The organism is Actinosynnema sp. CA-299493, assembly GCF_050946825.1.
Taxonomy (GTDB): domain Bacteria; phylum Actinomycetota; class Actinomycetes; order Mycobacteriales; family Pseudonocardiaceae; genus Actinosynnema.
Window position 1 is genome coordinate 114,527 of sequence record NZ_CP191993.1, and the last position, 15,120, is coordinate 129,646.

At 72.5% G+C, this 15,120-nt stretch carries 13 protein-coding genes; 8 read left to right on the plus strand and 5 right to left on the minus strand.

Features of this window, described 5'->3' with window-relative positions:
• Nucleotides 1-28: 28 nt before the first annotated feature.
• Nucleotides 29-1,207, minus strand: coding sequence for a homogentisate 1,2-dioxygenase (locus ACQPYE_RS00580; RefSeq protein ID WP_498718539.1), 1,179 nt, complete (start codon nt 1,205-1,207; stop codon nt 29-31).
• A gap of 69 nt (nt 1,208-1,276) precedes the next feature.
• Here ACQPYE_RS00580 and ACQPYE_RS00585 point away from each other — a divergent pair, with 69 nt between their 5' ends.
• The 3 genes from ACQPYE_RS00585 to ACQPYE_RS00595 are packed head-to-tail and all read left to right on the plus strand — an operon-like array spanning nt 1,277 to nt 3,984.
• Nucleotides 1,277-2,143 (plus strand): hypothetical protein, encoded by an 867-nt coding sequence (locus tag ACQPYE_RS00585; protein WP_498718540.1) that lies wholly within the window; start codon nt 1,277-1,279, stop codon nt 2,141-2,143.
• Nucleotides 2,140-3,312 carry a fumarylacetoacetate hydrolase family protein gene (locus ACQPYE_RS00590; protein WP_498718541.1) on the plus strand — a complete coding sequence of 391 codons (1,173 nt, stop codon included), beginning with the start codon at nt 2,140-2,142 and terminating at the stop codon, nt 3,310-3,312. Before ACQPYE_RS00585 ends, ACQPYE_RS00590 begins: the two co-directional genes overlap by 4 nt.
• 3 nt (nt 3,313-3,315) lie before the next feature.
• Nucleotides 3,316-3,984, plus strand: a complete 669-nt coding sequence (locus tag ACQPYE_RS00595; protein ID WP_123744731.1) for an IclR family transcriptional regulator — start codon at nt 3,316-3,318, stop codon at nt 3,982-3,984.
• A 116-nt stretch (nt 3,985-4,100) separates the two neighbouring features.
• On the opposite strand, the gene ACQPYE_RS00600 is transcribed toward ACQPYE_RS00595, so the two are convergent.
• Nucleotides 4,101-4,700 (minus strand): TMEM165/GDT1 family protein, encoded by a 600-nt coding sequence (locus ACQPYE_RS00600; RefSeq protein WP_498718543.1) that lies wholly within the window; start codon nt 4,698-4,700, stop codon nt 4,101-4,103.
• Between the two features lie 328 nt (nt 4,701-5,028).
• On the opposite strand from ACQPYE_RS00600, the gene ACQPYE_RS00605 reads away from it, so the two are divergent.
• The 4 genes from ACQPYE_RS00605 to ACQPYE_RS00620 are packed head-to-tail and all read left to right on the plus strand — an operon-like array spanning nt 5,029 to nt 11,766.
• Nucleotides 5,029-6,507 carry a cytochrome ubiquinol oxidase subunit I gene (locus ACQPYE_RS00605; RefSeq protein WP_498718544.1) on the plus strand — a complete coding sequence of 493 codons (1,479 nt, stop codon included), beginning with the start codon at nt 5,029-5,031 and terminating at the stop codon, nt 6,505-6,507.
• 11 nt (nt 6,508-6,518) lie between these two features.
• Nucleotides 6,519-7,520 (plus strand): cytochrome d ubiquinol oxidase subunit II, encoded by a 1,002-nt coding sequence (gene cydB, locus ACQPYE_RS00610; protein ID WP_498718545.1) that lies wholly within the window; start codon nt 6,519-6,521, stop codon nt 7,518-7,520.
• A complete protein-coding gene (gene cydD / locus ACQPYE_RS00615; RefSeq protein WP_498718546.1) occupies nt 7,517-10,648 on the plus strand; it encodes a thiol reductant ABC exporter subunit CydD in 3,132 nt (1,043 codons plus the stop codon). The genes cydB and cydD overlap by 4 nt, the downstream gene beginning before the upstream one ends.
• Nucleotides 10,645-11,766, plus strand: coding sequence for a GAF domain-containing sensor histidine kinase (locus ACQPYE_RS00620; protein WP_498718548.1), 1,122 nt, complete (start codon nt 10,645-10,647; stop codon nt 11,764-11,766). Before cydD ends, ACQPYE_RS00620 begins: the two co-directional genes overlap by 4 nt.
• On the opposite strand, the gene ACQPYE_RS00625 is transcribed toward ACQPYE_RS00620, so the two are convergent.
• The 3 genes from ACQPYE_RS00625 to ACQPYE_RS00635 form a co-directional block, all read right to left on the minus strand.
• The gene (locus ACQPYE_RS00625) at nt 11,738-12,583 is read right to left on the minus strand and encodes a tetratricopeptide repeat protein (RefSeq protein ID WP_498718549.1); all 846 of its coding nucleotides are present in this window, start codon (nt 12,581-12,583) and stop codon (nt 11,738-11,740) included. The two genes, ACQPYE_RS00620 and ACQPYE_RS00625, sit on opposite strands and share 29 nt — an antisense overlap.
• A gap of 62 nt (nt 12,584-12,645) precedes the next feature.
• Nucleotides 12,646-13,839, minus strand: a complete 1,194-nt coding sequence (locus tag ACQPYE_RS00630) for a helix-turn-helix domain-containing protein (protein ID WP_498718550.1) — start codon at nt 13,837-13,839, stop codon at nt 12,646-12,648.
• 95 nt (nt 13,840-13,934) lie between these two features.
• The gene (locus tag ACQPYE_RS00635) at nt 13,935-14,564 is read right to left on the minus strand and encodes a response regulator (RefSeq protein ID WP_498718551.1); all 630 of its coding nucleotides are present in this window, start codon (nt 14,562-14,564) and stop codon (nt 13,935-13,937) included.
• Nucleotides 14,565-14,624: 60 nt separating this feature from the next.
• On the opposite strand from ACQPYE_RS00635, the gene ACQPYE_RS00640 reads away from it, so the two are divergent.
• On the plus strand, nt 14,625-15,107 hold the full coding sequence (locus ACQPYE_RS00640; protein ID WP_498718552.1) for a GNAT family N-acetyltransferase: 483 nt from the start codon (nt 14,625-14,627) through the stop codon (nt 15,105-15,107).
• The last annotated feature ends 13 nt before the right edge of the window (nt 15,108-15,120 follow it).

The window sequence follows — 15,120 nt, forward strand, 5'->3', positions numbered from 1 at the left end:
GGTAGAGGTCGGCACCGACAAGGGTCGATCAACCCAGGTCAGGACCCCGGCGTGCCCACGACCAGGCGTACTTCGGGTCCTCGGTCGCCAGCGCGGCCTCGCCGAGGTCCAGCGGCCGGAAGGTGTCGACCATGACCGCGGTCTCGTCGAAGTGGTCCAGGCCGAGCGACGCCTCGACCGCGCCCGGCTGCGGCCCGTGCGTGCAGCCCGCCGGGTGCAGCGACAGCGACCCGATGCCGATCCCCGAGCCCTTGCGCGCCTCGTAGTTCCCGCCGACGTAGAACATCAGCTCGTCCGAGTCCACGTTGGCGTGGTTGTAGGGCACCGGGATGGCCAACGGGTGGTAGTCGACCTTGCGCGGCACGAACGAGCACACCACGAAGTTCGGCCCCTCGAACGTCTGGTGCACCGGCGGCGGCTGGTGCACGCGGCCCGTGATCGGCTCGAAGTCGCGGATGTTGAACACCCACGGGTACAGGCAGCCGTCCCAGCCGACGACGTCGAACGGGTGGTTGGCGTAGGTGAACCGGGTGAGGCCCGCGCGGTGCCGGACGAGCACCTCCACGTCCTCGCCGTCCACCAGCAACGGCTCCGCGGGCCCCCGGACGTCGCGCTCGCAGTACGGCGAGTGCTCCAGGAACTGGCCCTTGGCCGACAGGTACCGCTTCGGCGGTCCGATGTGTCCCGAGGCCTCCAGGACCAGGACGTCCATGGGTCCGGACGGCACCACGCGGTACGTGCACGACGTCGGCAGCACCACGTAATCGCCCTCGGCGACCGGCAACGCGCCGTAGATCGTCTCCACCACGCCCTCGCCCGACCGCACGTACAGCAGCTCGTCGCCGGCCGCGTTGCGGTACAGCGGACTGGGCGCGGTGGCGGTTACGAAACCGATGACCACGTCGGCGTTGCCGAACAGCGTGCGCCGGCCGGTGACCGCGTCGACGTCGGAGGAGTCCCAGGTCAACGCCGGTGTCTTGAAGTGCCGCGGCTTGAGCGGGAGGTTCGGCGTCAACGCGCCGCGCGCCTCTTCGACGGTGACCGCGTCGACGATCGCGGTCGGCAGGTGGCGGTGGTAGAGCAGCGCCGAATCGGCCGAGAAGCCCTCGACCCCCATGAGCTCTTCCGCGTACAGACCGCCCTCCGGTGTGCGGAACTGCGTGTGGCGCTTTCGGGGGATCTCACCCACCTGGCGGTAGTACGCCATGGTTCACTCCGGGCGTTCGATAGTCGGACATCTTTGTTCATTGACCGGTACGCCACTAGCGTGTCAGCCGTGTCAAGCGCCTTCGAACTCCGTGCGCCCGGTCCACGCGGCACTCCGCCCCTGCTCGCGAGGCTTGTCGACGACGCCGCACTGTTCCCGCCGGGCAGCGCATCAATGCCCGACGCGGTCCGCGGCCACCTCGACGCACGTGCCGGGGAATGGGCCGGTGCGGTCGGTCTCTTCCTGTGCCCCGCCTCGCGACTCGCCGAGCTCATCACCGAGCTGATCAAGGTCAAGCCGGTGAAGCCGGTGGCCCTGTCGCTGGTCATCGACACGGGTCTGGGAGGTGTGCCCAAGGCCGTGTCGATCGTCGAGTCCCGCAGTGAGCTCTTGGCGCTGCGGATGGTCGAGATGCCGGCCCCGTCCGATGTGGACGAGGTGTGGCTCGAACGCGTCTCGGAGTTCGTGCCCGAGGACGTCATCCGCGTCGTCGAGCCCCGCCGGGGCGGCGCCGAGTGGCTGGACGGCGTGCGCCGCGTCATCGAGCACGGCAGCTGGCCCAAGCTGCGCTGCGGCGGGGTCAGCAAGGAGAACTTCCCGAGCGTCGACGAGGTCGCCGACTTCCTGGCCGTGGTGAGCGGCGGCGGTGTGGCCTTCAAGGCGACCGCGGGCCTGCACCACGCCGTGCGGCGCACGGACGCCGATACCGGGTTCACCCACCACGGGTTCCTCAACCTGCTGGTGGCGACCGCGCGTTCGCTGTCCGGCGGTGACGTGCGCGAGGCGTTGGCCAGCACGGACGCGGTCGCGTTGGGCGAAGAGGCCAACGGGCTGTCCGACCAGGCCGCGCACGCGGTGCGCGGCGTGTTCGCCTCCTACGGGTCGTGCTCGCTGGACGAGCCGATCGCCGACCTGGAGGAGCTGGGTCTGCTGTGAGCTGGATCGAGGACCCCGCGTTCACCGCCGACGAGCCGTTCGGGCCGCAGACGCTGCCCTACGGCGTCGTGCCCGGCGGTGTCGCGGTGCGGGTGGGCGACCGGGCGTTGCCGCTGCGGGGACTGTCCCTGGGCGAGCGGCTGGAGCCCCTGGTGGCGACGGGCACGCTGGACGCCCTGCTGGCGGCCGGCCGGCCCACGTGGAGCGAGCTGCGGGCGCGGCTGGTCGAGATCGTCTCGGCCACGTCCGCGCCGCGCGGTGCGGAGCTGGTCGGGCTGGACGGCGCCGTGCTGCCGTTCACCGTGGCCGACTACGTGGACTTCTACTCCTCGCGCCACCACGCGGAGAACGTCGGCCGGATCTTCCGGCCCGACGGCGAGGCCCTGCTGCCGAACTGGACGCACCTGCCCGTCGGCTACCACGGCCGGGCCGGGACGGTGGTCGTGTCCGGCACGCCGGTCGTCCGGCCGCACGGGCAGCGGCGGTCGTCGGCCGGTCCGGTGTTCGGGCCGACGGGGCGGTTGGACATCGAGGCCGAGGTCGGGTTCGTCTGCGGCGGGCCGGTCGCGTCGCGGCTGACGCCCGACCAGGCGGTCGACCACGTCTTCGGCGTGGCGCTGGTCAACGACTGGTCCGCGCGGGACGTCCAGGCGTGGGAGTACCAGCCGCTGGGCCCGTTCCTGGGCAAGTCGTTCGCCACGTCGGTCTCGGCGTGGATCACGCCGCTGGAGGCGTTCGCGGTGGCCCGCGTGTCGCCGCCGCCGTTGGGCAACGACGTGCTGCCGTACCTGGTCGAGGACCGGGCGTGGGGCCTGGACATCGACCTGGAGGTCGAGTGGAACGGCACCGTGGTGTCCCGGCCGCCGTTCCGCGAGATGTCGTGGACGTTCGCGCAACAACTCGCGCACCTGTCGGTGAACGGCGCTACCGTTCGGCCGGGCGACCTGATCGCGTCGGGCACCGTGTCCGGCCCGGCCCGCGACGAGCGCGGCTCCTTCCTGGAGCTGAGCTGGGGCGGGACGGAGCCGGTGGTGCTCGACGACGGCGAGCGGACGTTCCTGGAGGACGGCGACACGGTGCGGATCACCGCGACGGCTCCGGGTGAGGGCGGCTCGGTCGTCGGGCTGGCCGAGGTGGTCGGCACGGTCGTGCCCGCCGACGAGAGGTAGAGCGTGGTCAGACCCGATCCCCGCGGCCGGCTCCCGGCGCCCGCGTCGAAGGAGAGCTCGCTGACCCTGGAGCGGGGTCTGGCCCTGCTCCAGGCGGTGGCCGACGCCGAGTCGGAGGCGCCGTCGATCAGCGAGCTGGCGGCGGCCATCGGCGCGTCGCGGGCGGCGGTGTACCGGCTGCTGGTGCCGTTGCAGTCGCGGGGGCTGGTGCGGCGCGAGGGGTCGAAGGTGCGGCTCGGGCTCGGCGTGCTGCGGCTGGCGTCGAACGTGCTGCCGCAGCTGCGCCTGGCCGCTCAGCCCGCGTTGCGGACGTTGGCGGAGACGGTGGGCGCGACGTCGCACCTGACGGTGGCCGACGGGAGCGAGGCGCAAGCGGTGGCCGTGGTCGAGCCGTCGTGGACGGCGTACCACGTGGCGTACCGGGTCGGGTCGCGCCACCCCGTGCACCGGGGCGCGGCGGGCAAGGCGATCGGGCTGTCGCCGGAGGGGCGGCAGTGGGTCAACTCGACGGGCGAGTTGCAGCCGGGCGCGTTCGGGGTGGCGGCGCCGGTGCGCGGCGTGCCCGGATTGCGGGCCAGCGTGGGCGTGGTGGCCCTGGAGAAGCTGGACGGTGACGTGGTGGGGCCCCACGTCGTGCGGGCGGCCCAGGAGGTCGCTGACGCGTTGCGCTGACCGTCATCGTTCAGCCGGACTGGCGGGGCGTCGAGTCGGATTCGGCCGGATGGACTTCGAGGTGGCCCTCCTCGGTGAGGACGATGCGGCGGCCATGGCTGGTCAGGGACCTGTGGTCAACCCGAGATCGCCTGCCACAGGGCGACCAGGGCGAACGCGGCGAACACGAAGCCGCTCACCCGCTGGATCAGGTGGGTCGGGATGCGGGTGGCGATCTTGCGGCCCAGCAGGACCGCGATGGCGGCGACGGTGACCAGGGCCAGGAACGCGCCCAGGCCGACGAACACCGGGCTGGCGTAGCGGGCGGACAGGGCGGCGGTGGCCAGTTGCGAGGCGTCGCCCCACTCGGCGGCGAACAGGACGCCGAACGACGTGAGCGCGGCGCGCCAGAACGTCACCTGGCCAGGGCCGTCGGCGGACGCGCCGCCCTCGTCGCCGTCCTTCGAGAAACCCTCTTTGAGCAGCAGGAACGACCCGACGCCGAACAGCACCGCGACCACGGCCGCGACCACCCGGTCGGGCAGCAGGGTGAGCACGCCGCCGAACGTCGCGGCCACCACGCACTGGATCGCGAACGCCGCCGTGACCCCGGCGAACACCGGCCACGCGCGGTACCGGGTGGTGAGGACCAGCGTGGCGACCATGGTCTTGTCCGGCAGCTCGGCCAGGAAGACGATGGCGAAAGCCGTCGCCAGCGCGATGAGTTCAGGTGCCACGGGAACCTCCGACGTCCGAAACGGTCCCGGACGGAGGCAGCACGACCCCGACCGGGCGTGGTGCACTGCCCGGCCGGAGGTCTCGTTCGCCCGTCCCCGGAAATCCGGAGCACGGGTGAGGGACCGGGTCCGCGCAAGGCGGACCAGTATGTCGATCCTCTCGCCCCGGTCGTGGTGACCCGGGGGAACTACTCCCCTCTGGCGTCCACATAGTACCCCGTGCGCCCGTCCGGGCCGGACGTGACGACGCACACCGGGACCTTGGTCCCGGGTCCTGGGGGACCGTCGTACCTGAGGCCGACCCCCGGTCCGGACCTACGGTCGATCCGTGGACGTCCTCGACCTGGCACGGTGGCAGTTCGGCATCACCACCGTCTACCACTTCCTGATGGTGCCGCTGACCATCGGGCTCTCGCTGCTGGTGGCGGTGATGCAGACCGCGTGGGTGCGCACGGGTGATCGCAAGTACCTGGCGATGACCAAGTTCTGGGGCAAGCTGCTGCTGATCAACTTCGCGATGGGCGTGGTCACCGGCATCGTGCAGGAGTTCCAGTTCGGCATGACGTGGAGCGCCTACTCGCGCTTCGTCGGGGACGTGTTCGGCGCGCCGCTGGCGATGGAGGGCCTGGTCGCGTTCTTCGTCGAGTCGACGTTCCTCGGGTTGTGGATCTTCGGCTGGGACCGCCTGCCGAAGAAGGTCCACCTGGCCTGCGTGTGGGCGTTCTCGCTGGCCACGATCGCGTCGGCGTACTTCATCCTGGCCGCGAACTCGTGGATGCAGCACCCGGTCGGCGTGGAGCTGGTCGACGGCCGGCCGCGGCTGACGTCGATCTGGGCCGTGCTGGGCAACAACACCACGCTGGCCGCGTTCCCGCACACGGTGTTCGGCGCGTTCGCCGTCGCCGGGACGTTCCTGGTGGGCGTCGCCGCGTGGCACCTGTGGCGGCGTGGTGACGACGGCCCGGTGTGGCGCGCGTCGGTCAAGTTCGGCACGTGGGTGGGCGTCGCCGCGTTCACCGGGCTCGCGATCACCGGTGACGTGCAGGGCAAGCTGATGTTCGAGCAGCAGCCGATGAAGATGGCGGCGGCCGAGGCGCTGTGCCACACCGAGCAGCCCGCCGCGTTCTCGGTGTTCGCGATCGGCGACGTGTCGCGGCCCGACTGCGAGAACGTCAAGAGCGTCACGGTGCCCGCGCTGCTGTCGTTCCTGGCGCACAACGACTTCACCACCGAGGTCAAGGGCATCGAGGAGCTGGTGCCGCTCTACCAGGAGAAGTACGGGACGAACTACCCGGTCGACCCGAAGCTGGGCGAGCTGTCGGGCAAGCCGATCGACTACGTGCCGAACCTGCCGGTCACCTACTGGGGCTTCCGGCTGATGATCGGGTTCGGCGGGATCGCGGTCGGGGCGGGGCTGCTGATCCTGTGGCTGACGCGCGGTGGTCGGACGCCGCGCGGCCGGTGGTTCGCGTGGCTGGCGCTGGGCAGCATCGCGACGCCGTTCCTGGCCAACAGCTTCGGCTGGATCTTCACCGAGATGGGCCGGCAGCCGTTCGTGGTGGTGCCGAACCCGAGCGGGGTGGACGGGGTGTGGATGTTCACCGCGCGCGCCGTGTCGTCGTCGACACCGGGGGAGGTGTTGACGTCGTTGGTCGCCTTGACGCTGGTCTACGGGGTGTTGGCCTGCGTCGAGGTGTTCCTGATCCGGCGGTACGTCCGCGCTGGGGTCGCGGGCGTGCTGCCGGCTCGAAAACCGGATGACGACGCCGAGTCGCGTGACGACGACGTCCTGACGTTCGCTTACTGAGAGGGGGAGCCGTGGAGACGTTCTGGTTCTGCGTGATCGCCCTGCTGTGGCTGGGCTACCTGTTCCTGGAGGGGTTCGACTTCGGCGTCGGCATGCTGCTGCCCGTGCTCGGGCGGTCGGACGCCGAACGGCGGGTGCTGGTCAACACCATCGGGCCGGTGTGGGACGGCAACGAGGTGTGGCTGCTGGTCGCGGTCGGCGCCACGTTCGCCGCGTTCCCCGCCTGGTACGCGGCGCTGCTCAGCTCGGTGTACCTGCCGCTGGTGCTGTTCCTGCTGGCGCTGATCGGGCGCGGGGTCGCGTTCGAGTACCGGGGGAAGGTGGACTCGGCGCGGTGGCGGCGGACGTGGGACGCGGTGATCGTGGCCGGGTCGTGGACGGCCGCGCTGGGCGTGGGGCTGCTGCTGTCGGCGACGGTGTTCGGGATGCCGCTGGACGCCGCCGGCGACCGCGTCGGCTCGCCGTTCGCCTCGATCCGGTGGGAGACGCTGCTCGGCGCGGTGGCGGTGGCCGGGTACGCGTTCGTGCACGGCGCGGTGTTCGTGTCGCTGAAGACCGAGGGAGAGGTGCGGGAACGGGCGCGCGCGCTGGCGTTGAAGGTCGCGCCGGTGGCGTTGCTGCCGTTGCTGGTGCTGCTGCTGACCGTGCAGCTGCGGTTCGGGTCGGCGTGGACGTGGGGCGCGTCGACGGTGGTGGCGCTGGCCGCGCTCGGCGCGTACGGGCGGCTGGTGCTGCGGCGCGAGGGGCAGGCGTTCGCGCTGATGGGTGTCGCGGTGGCGGCGACGGTGGCGGCGCTGTTCGGCGCGCTGTACCCGAACGTGCTGCCGTCCACCCTGGACCCGGCCTGGTCGCTGACGGTGGCGGGCGCGGCGTCGAGCCCGTACACGCTGACCGTGATGACGTGGGTGGCCGCGTTCGGCACGCCCGCGGTGCTCGTGTACCAGGGGTGGACGTACTGGGTGTTCCGCAAGCGGATCGGCACCCGGCACATCCCGCGGGTGCACGTGCCGTGAACTTCCCCGGAGCCCCTTCCGCCACGAAGCCGGGGAAAGGCCCGCTCGGCGCGCTGCCCGCGCTCTCGCGCTCGGCGCGCCGGGCGTTGGCCTGGTGCGCGGTGCTGGCCGCGCTGACGTCGGTCGCGCTGGTGTGGCAGGCGGTGGCGCTGGCGTCGGCGCTGGTGACCGGCGGGTCGTTGTGGGTGGTGGCGTGCGCGGTGGTGGCGCGGGCGGTGCTGGCGTGGGCGACCGAGTCGGTGGCGGCGCGTGCGGCGGCGGGCGCGAAGGAGGAGCTGCGGGCGGCGGTGCTGGACCGGGCGCTGGGGCTCGGGCCGTCGTGGATCGTGGCGCGGGGGCCGGCGTCGCTGGCGGTGCTGGCGACCAAGGGGCTGGACGCGCTGGACGCGTACTTCACCCGCTACCTGCCGGCGTTGGTGACGACGGCCGTGGTGCCGGTGGCGGTGGGCGGTTGGATCTTCCTCACCGACCCGACGTCGGCCGTGCTGATCGCGGTGACGCTGCCGCTGATCCCGGTGTTCGCGATCCTGATCGGCCGGTTCACCTCCGACCGGGTGGCCGCGGCGGCGTCGGCGCTGGAGCGGTTGTCGGGTCGGCTGGCGGAGCTGGTGCGGGCGCTGCCGGTGCTGACCGCGTTCGGGCGCGCGGCGGCCCAGGCGTCGGCCGTGCGGGAGGTGGGCGAGCGGTACCGGCGGGCGACCATGGGGACGTTGCGGGTGGCGTTCCTGTCGGCGCTGGTGCTGGAGGTCGTGGCGTCGCTGTCGGTGGCGCTGATCGCGGTGGGGATCGGGCTGCGGTTGGTGTCGGGGGAGATGGCGCTGGTCACGGGCCTGGTGGTGCTGATCCTCGCGCCGGAGTGCTACCTGCCGCTGCGGGCGGCGGGTGCGGCCCACCACGCTTCGGAGGACGGGGTGGAGGCCGTGCGGCGGGTCGCGGAGATCCCCGCGCCCGCGCCGCGGCCGGCCTCGGCGGACCCGGTCGAGGGCGTGGAGGTGCGTGACCTCCGCGTCCGGCGGCGGGGTCGGTTCGCGCCGGACGGGGTCGGGTTCCGGGTGCGGCCCGGTGAGGTCCACCGGCTCGACTCGCCCAGCGGGGCGGGCAAGTCGACGGTGTTCGGGGTGCTGCTGGGGTTCGTGGAGGCGGATGGCGGGTCGGTCGCGGTCGACCGGTCGGCCATCGCCTGGGTGCCGCAGCGGCCCGCGTTCGCCGGGCGGACGGTGGCCGACGAGCTGGAGCTGACCACGGGACAGGTCGATCACGACGTCCTGGCGTCGGTGGCGGCGGACCACCTGGTGGCGCGGCCCATCGCGGAGCTGTCGACCGGTGAGCGGCAGCGGGTCGCGGTGGCGCGCGCGCTGACGCGGGTGCGGGACGGCGCGAAGGTGCTGCTGCTGGACGAGCCCACCGCGCACCTCGACCCGGCGACGGCGACGAAGGTGATGGCCGCCGTGCACCGGGCCGCCGCCGACGGGGCGGCGGTCGTGCTGGCCACCCACCGGCTGGTGGGCGAGCAGGTCGAGGAGGTCGCGGCGGCTCGTGAGGTCGGTGTCGTGGCCGACCGGTCGACCGCCGCGCGGACGCCCCGGCCGACCCGGCGGCTGCTGGCGGGGGCGGCGCTGGGCGCGGCGGCTTCGTCGAGCGGTGTGGCGCTGACGGCGTTCGCGGCCTACCTGATCGCGAAGGCGGCCACCCAGCCGCCGATCCTGACGCTGTCGGTGCTGGTGGTGGGCGTGCGGACGTTCGCGCTGGCCAAGGGCGCGTTCCGGTACCTGGAGCGGCTGGTGTCGCACGACGCCGCGTTCCGGCACGCCGAGTCCTTGCGGGTCCGGTTGTGGCGCGGCCTCCGGCCCGGTCGGGCCGAGCTCACCCGACTGGTGGACGACGTCGACACGGTCCGCGACCTGGTGCCGCGCGTCCTCCAGCCGCCGCTGATCGCGGTGGGCGTGTCGGTCGCGGCGGTCACGTTGTTCGCGGTGATCGAGCCGGTGGCGGGCCTGGCGCTGGCGGTGGCGCTGGTCGTCGGCGGCACGCTGGCGCCGGTCGTCGCGGTGCTCACCGAACGCCGTGCCACGGCGGTGCTGGCCAGGGGGCGGCGGCACGTGTCGGAGCAGGTGCTGACCCTGCTCACCGCCGCGCCGGACCTGATCGCGTTCGGGGCCGACCGCGAGGTGCGCGCCGAACTGGCGCGGCAGGACGCCGAACTCGCCCGGCAGGCCCGTCGGCAGGCCCTCGGCGCGGGCGCGGCCATCGGGATCGTGCACCTGACGACCGGGCTGGCGTCGACGGTGTGCATCGGCCTGGCCGGTGGCGTCGACCCGCTGCTCGTGCCCGTCCTCGGCCTGGTGCCGCTGGCGTTGGCCGAGGTGTTGAGCGCGCTGCCCACCGCCGCGCAGCACCGCGGGGCGTTGCGCGAGTCGTACGGCCGGATCGTCGGTCAAGCGACCCCGACGCCCGCGCACGTCTCGCAGGGCTTGCAGGACTCACACGTTTCGCACATCTCGCAGGTCGAGCGGGTCGCGGTCGGCGGGGCGGTCGGGCTCGAAGGCGTCACGGTGACGTGGCCGGGCAGCGCGGAACCGGTGCTGGAGCGGGTGTCGTTCGACCTGCCGGCCGGCGCGAAGGTGGCCGTGGTGGGTCCGTCCGGCGCGGGCAAGTCGAGCCTGTTCGCGCTGCTGCTGAGGTTCGTCGAGCCCGAGCTCGGGCTGGTCTGGCGGCCCGACCGGGTGGCCTGGTGCCCGCAGGAGCCGATGCTGGTCTCGACCACGGTCCGCGAGAACCTGCGGCTGGGTGACCCCCGGGCGGATGACGAGCGGCTGCGGTGGGCACTGGACGTGGCGGGGGTCCGGCTCGACCTCGACACCGTGATCGGGCCGACGCTGCTGTCGGGCGGTGAGGCGCAGCGGGTCGCGCTGGCCCGCGCCCTGCTCCACGACGCCGACCTCGTGCTCCTGGACGAGCCGACCGCCCACCTGGACGAGCCGACCGCCGCCGCGCTGCTGGCGCGACTGGACGACGTGCTGCGGGACAAGACCGTCATCCACATCACCCACCGGCCGGGTGAAGCCGACCGCGCCGACCTGGTGCTGCACGTCGCCGAGGGGCGGCTGCGGTCCAAGGCCTACCGTTGACCACCGTGGACCCCGCCCGCGTGCTCGCCGCGTCGACCGAGATCACCTCGGCCGCCCTGGCCGGCGACGACCCGGACGCCGTGCTGCCGCTCGTGGTGCGCAGCGCCGTCGAGCTCGCCGGCGCGGACCTCGGGCTCGCCATGGTGACGGCCGACGACGGCACGCTGACCGTCGAGGCGTCCTCGGGCGACGACGACCCGGTGGGCGTCGTGCTGTCGAGCCGTTCGTCGGCGGCGCGGGCGGCGCGGACCGGCGTGCCCGTGGTCGCGGCCGACTTCACCACCGACCCGCGCACCGCGCCGTTCGTGCCCAAGGCGCTGCGCGGGTACGGGCCGTTCGCGGTCGCGCCGTTCGGCACCAAGGAGCGCAGGATCGGCGCGCTGGCGGTGTACCGGCGCAAGGGCGCGCAACCGTTCAGCCCGGACACCGTCGAGGTGCTGGCCGCGTTCGCCGCGCAGGCCGGGCTGGCGGTCGTGCTGGCCGAGGGGTCGACCGCGCGCCAGCGGATAGCGGTCTACCAGGAGCGCGAGCGCATCGCCCGCGACCTGCACGACGTGATCATCCAGCGGCTGTACGCGACCGGCGTGCAGCTCGACCTGCTCGACCGGCGGCTCAAGCTCGAAGGGCGGGAGGCGCGGCGGCTGGCCGACTGCGTGGACCAGCTCGACCAGACCATGGCGGAGGTCCGCGCCACCGTGCGGGCGTTGCGCAGCGCGGACCCCGGCCAGCCCGCCGACGTCGACCTGAAGGGCTCGGTGCTGGCGGAGGCCCGCACGGCGGGCGAGCTGCTGGGGTTCGAGCCGGAGGTGCGCGTCGAGGGGGAAGTCGCGGACGTGCCCGCCGACCTCGCCGACCACGCCCGCGCGGCGCTGCGCGAGGCGCTGTCGAACGTGGTGCGGCACTCGGGGGCCCGGCACGTCGGCATCGCACTGCGCCGCACCCCCGACCGGCTGGACCTGGAGGTCGCCGACGACGGCTGCGGCATCCCGCGCGGCGTCGCCAAGCGCGGCCTGCGGCACCTGGAGGAACGCGCCCTGGCCGCCGGCGGCGGCTGCGAGATCACCTCGTCCCCCCGCACCGGCACCACGATCACCTGGCACGTCCCACTGGGTGGCTGACCGGCGAGGTCTCCACGGGCTTCCAGGCCGGGACGCCGAATTCGCCGACCACCAGCACCACGGGTTCCGGCAGTTCCCCGCCGGCCCGGACCGCGTCGAGCAGCAACCGCGCCTCTGCCGCCGCGTCACCGGTCAGGAAAGCCACCGCCCGGTCGAGCCACTGCCGCGCCGAATCGTCCTCGCCTCGGGCGATCAGCACCCGCGCCAGCAACACGTGGCATTCGGCCCGCTCTTCGGCGATCGACGGTTCATCGGCGTCTTCGCCGTAGATCTCGTCGGCCCGGGTGAGCTTCGCGACGGCGTTGTCCAAGTCTCCGGACAAGAACGCCAACGCGCCCAATTCGCGCAGTGCCCAGGCCACACCGACCGAATTCCCGAAATTGAAGTGCCACTCGATCAGTTCCACCAGGCACCCACCGATCGCGCCGGTCATCCCTCGTGCCCGGAATACGCCCGCGAGCGTGTCGAGCGCGTGGAGGTGCCCTTTCAGGGCCTCGGCGGTCGCATCGGCCTGACACCGCGCACGCCAGACCCCGACCATTCGCGTCGCCATCACGGTCGCGGTGTGGAAGTCTTCCGCCTGCGCATGGGCGAACGTCGCGTGGTAGAGGACCGAGGACACCGACTCCGACAACGGGAAGCGGTCAGCCAGTTCCAAGGTCACGCTGTGCAAGCCGAAGATTTGTTCGGGACGGCCGTCCACCGGCAGCGTGGACCACAAGTGGACGAGCGTCTGAGCCGCTTCATCCACCTCCCCTTGTGTCATCAAGAACCGAACGGTCGACAGGGTGTTGTCGGGAGAGGTCGAAGTGCTCATGGCAATTGACGCTAGTGCCCTTTCAGGCACTTGTTTCACAAGCTGTTAAGCACGGGCCTGGTTCACCCGGTCGGGGCCACACCCATTCGCCAGGCCAAGCCTCGGAGTTCACGGCCGCCCGCCTCACGTCGTGACCGGCGGAGGAGGTCGGCCACCGATTCCCGGACGAACGCGTTGTTGCGCACCTTCTGCGGAGCCAACGTCTCGGCGTGCAGCAGGGCGGCCAGTCCACGTTCACGGTGCTTGCGATCGGTCAGCAAGCCGCGCCCGTAGTCGATCCAGAACGCCGCCTGCCTGGACCGAGATACTCCCGCTGGGCGCAGGTCGGCCGCGATCTCGGCGACTTTCGCTCCTTGTCCCAACTCCAGCCCGATCGACACCCGCCAGATCTTGACGTTGGTACGGCCGAAGTTGGTCTGCATCCAGGGACTCACGTCGTCTTCGATCCGGTCGGCCAAGGCGGCGGCCTCGGCCAGGTGATCTTGAGCGGTGTCCTGGTGGCCCTGCGCCGCCGACGACAGTGCGGCCGTCAGGTGAGCGAGCCCTCGAACCTCCACGCGTGATCCGGGCATGTCGGCGACCGAGACCGCGAGGTCATACTGCCGGGGGCGGTTCGTGCCGCTCATGAGCTGGGACCGCTGGTACGCGGCGTACGCCACCCACGTCGGGTCTTCCAGGTCCTCTGCCGTCCTGTGCATCCGCTCGACGGCGAGCGTCGAGAGCCCCGGCACTCCCAGGTCGTGCGCGAGGTAGGCAACCGCCTTGTACGCGGCCAGCAGACCGACCAACGCGTCGGAGCGGTGCCGAAGATCGCTTGCCGCGACGAGCAGGTCGCGGATCAACGTCGGCAGCAGCGACGCCTGCGCGGCGTAGTCCGCGTTGGGGCGAAGCTCGCGGTTCAACCGGTCCAGATCGACCTGAACCGCTTCCCACGGACGAGGAGGTCCGTCAGGACGCTCGCCGGGCCGCCAGCCGATCAGCGCATCCTCGACCGCGCGAGTGTGGGCGTGTGCTTCGCGGGACTCGGCGTCCGATGGCACGTAGGGCTTGCCGGTCAGCTCGGCGGGCGACACGCGGAGCGCGCCGGCCAGCGCTTCCAGCGTGGCGCGGGTCCGGACCGGCCGCTTCCCGGTCTCGATCATGCTCAGGTAGCCGGCCGTCATCCCGGCGAGCCCCGCCACGGCGTCTTGCTTCATCCCCCGCCAGGCGCGGATCTCGCGAGCACGCCTGCCGATGTGGGTGTCGTCGAAGTCCATCTGCACCGTCCCAGTCGTCACGGAGGCCGAACTCGAGGCAGGACCCCGAGGCTATCGGCACCGTCCCGGATCACGATCGACCACGCGTCCGGGGATCAGCGCGAGCGGCGGGCTACCCAGGCGGCGGCTTGGGTGCGGCGTTCCATGCCCAGTTTCGACAGCACGGCGGTGACGTAGTTCTTGACCGTCTTCTCGGCCAGGAACAGGCGTTCGGCGATCTGGCGGTTGGTCAGGCCCTCCCCGATCAGGTCGAGCACCCGCCGTTCCTGCTCGGTCAGCGCGTCCAGCACGTCCACCTCGACCGGGCGGCGCATGCGGGCCAGGACGCGGGCGGTGGTCTGCGGGTCCAGCAGCGAGCGGCCGGCGGCCACCTCGCGCACGGCGGTCACCAGGTCCTGGCCGCGCACCTGCTTGAGCAGGTAGCCCGACGCGCCCGCCATGATCGCTCCGACCAGCGCCTCCTCGTCGTCGAACGCGGTCAGCACCAGGCACCTCGGCCCGCCCTCCGCCGCGCGCAGCCGACGGCACAGCTCCACGCCGCCGCCGTCGGGCAGCCGGACGTCCACCACGGCCACGTCGGGCCGGGTCGCCGAAGCCCGGACCAGGGCCTCGTCCACCCCGCCCGCCTCGGCGACCACCGAGATGTCGTCCTCGTCCTCCAGCAACTCGCGCAGACCCCTGCGCACCACCTCGTGGTCGTCTACGAGCAACACTCGCACCGGCACGAACCAACCATAGGTCGAATGCCGGTACCCACCGCGCCCGCCCGCCAAGACAGTGCAGGGATGCTCGTACGCGCGATCGAGGAAGCCGACCGGATCGTCGTCGGCAGGCTGGTGCTTGAGCTGTGGGGCGCGCACACCGCGGTCGCCCACGGCCAGGTGTTCTTCCCGGCGAGCCTGCCCGGGTTCCTGGTCGAACAGCAGGACACCGTCGTCGGGTTGCTCACCTACGCCGCCACCGACGGCCACTTGGAGATCGTCACCATCGACGCGCTGCGAAGAGGCAGGGGTGTCGGCAGCTCGCTGGTCGACGCCGCCGTGCACCGGGCGCGCCAGCTCGGCTGCTCACGGGTCCGGATCACCACGACCAACGACAACCTCGACGCCCTGCGCTTCTACCAGCGCCGCGGCTTCCGGCTCGCGGCGCTGCGCCCCGACGCGGTGCGCGAAGCCCGTCGCCTCAAGCCGGAGATCCGCAGCGTCGGCGACTACGGCATCCCCATCACCGACGAGCTGGACCTGGAGCGCTGGGTCGCGCCACGCTAGTTGTCCACAGGTT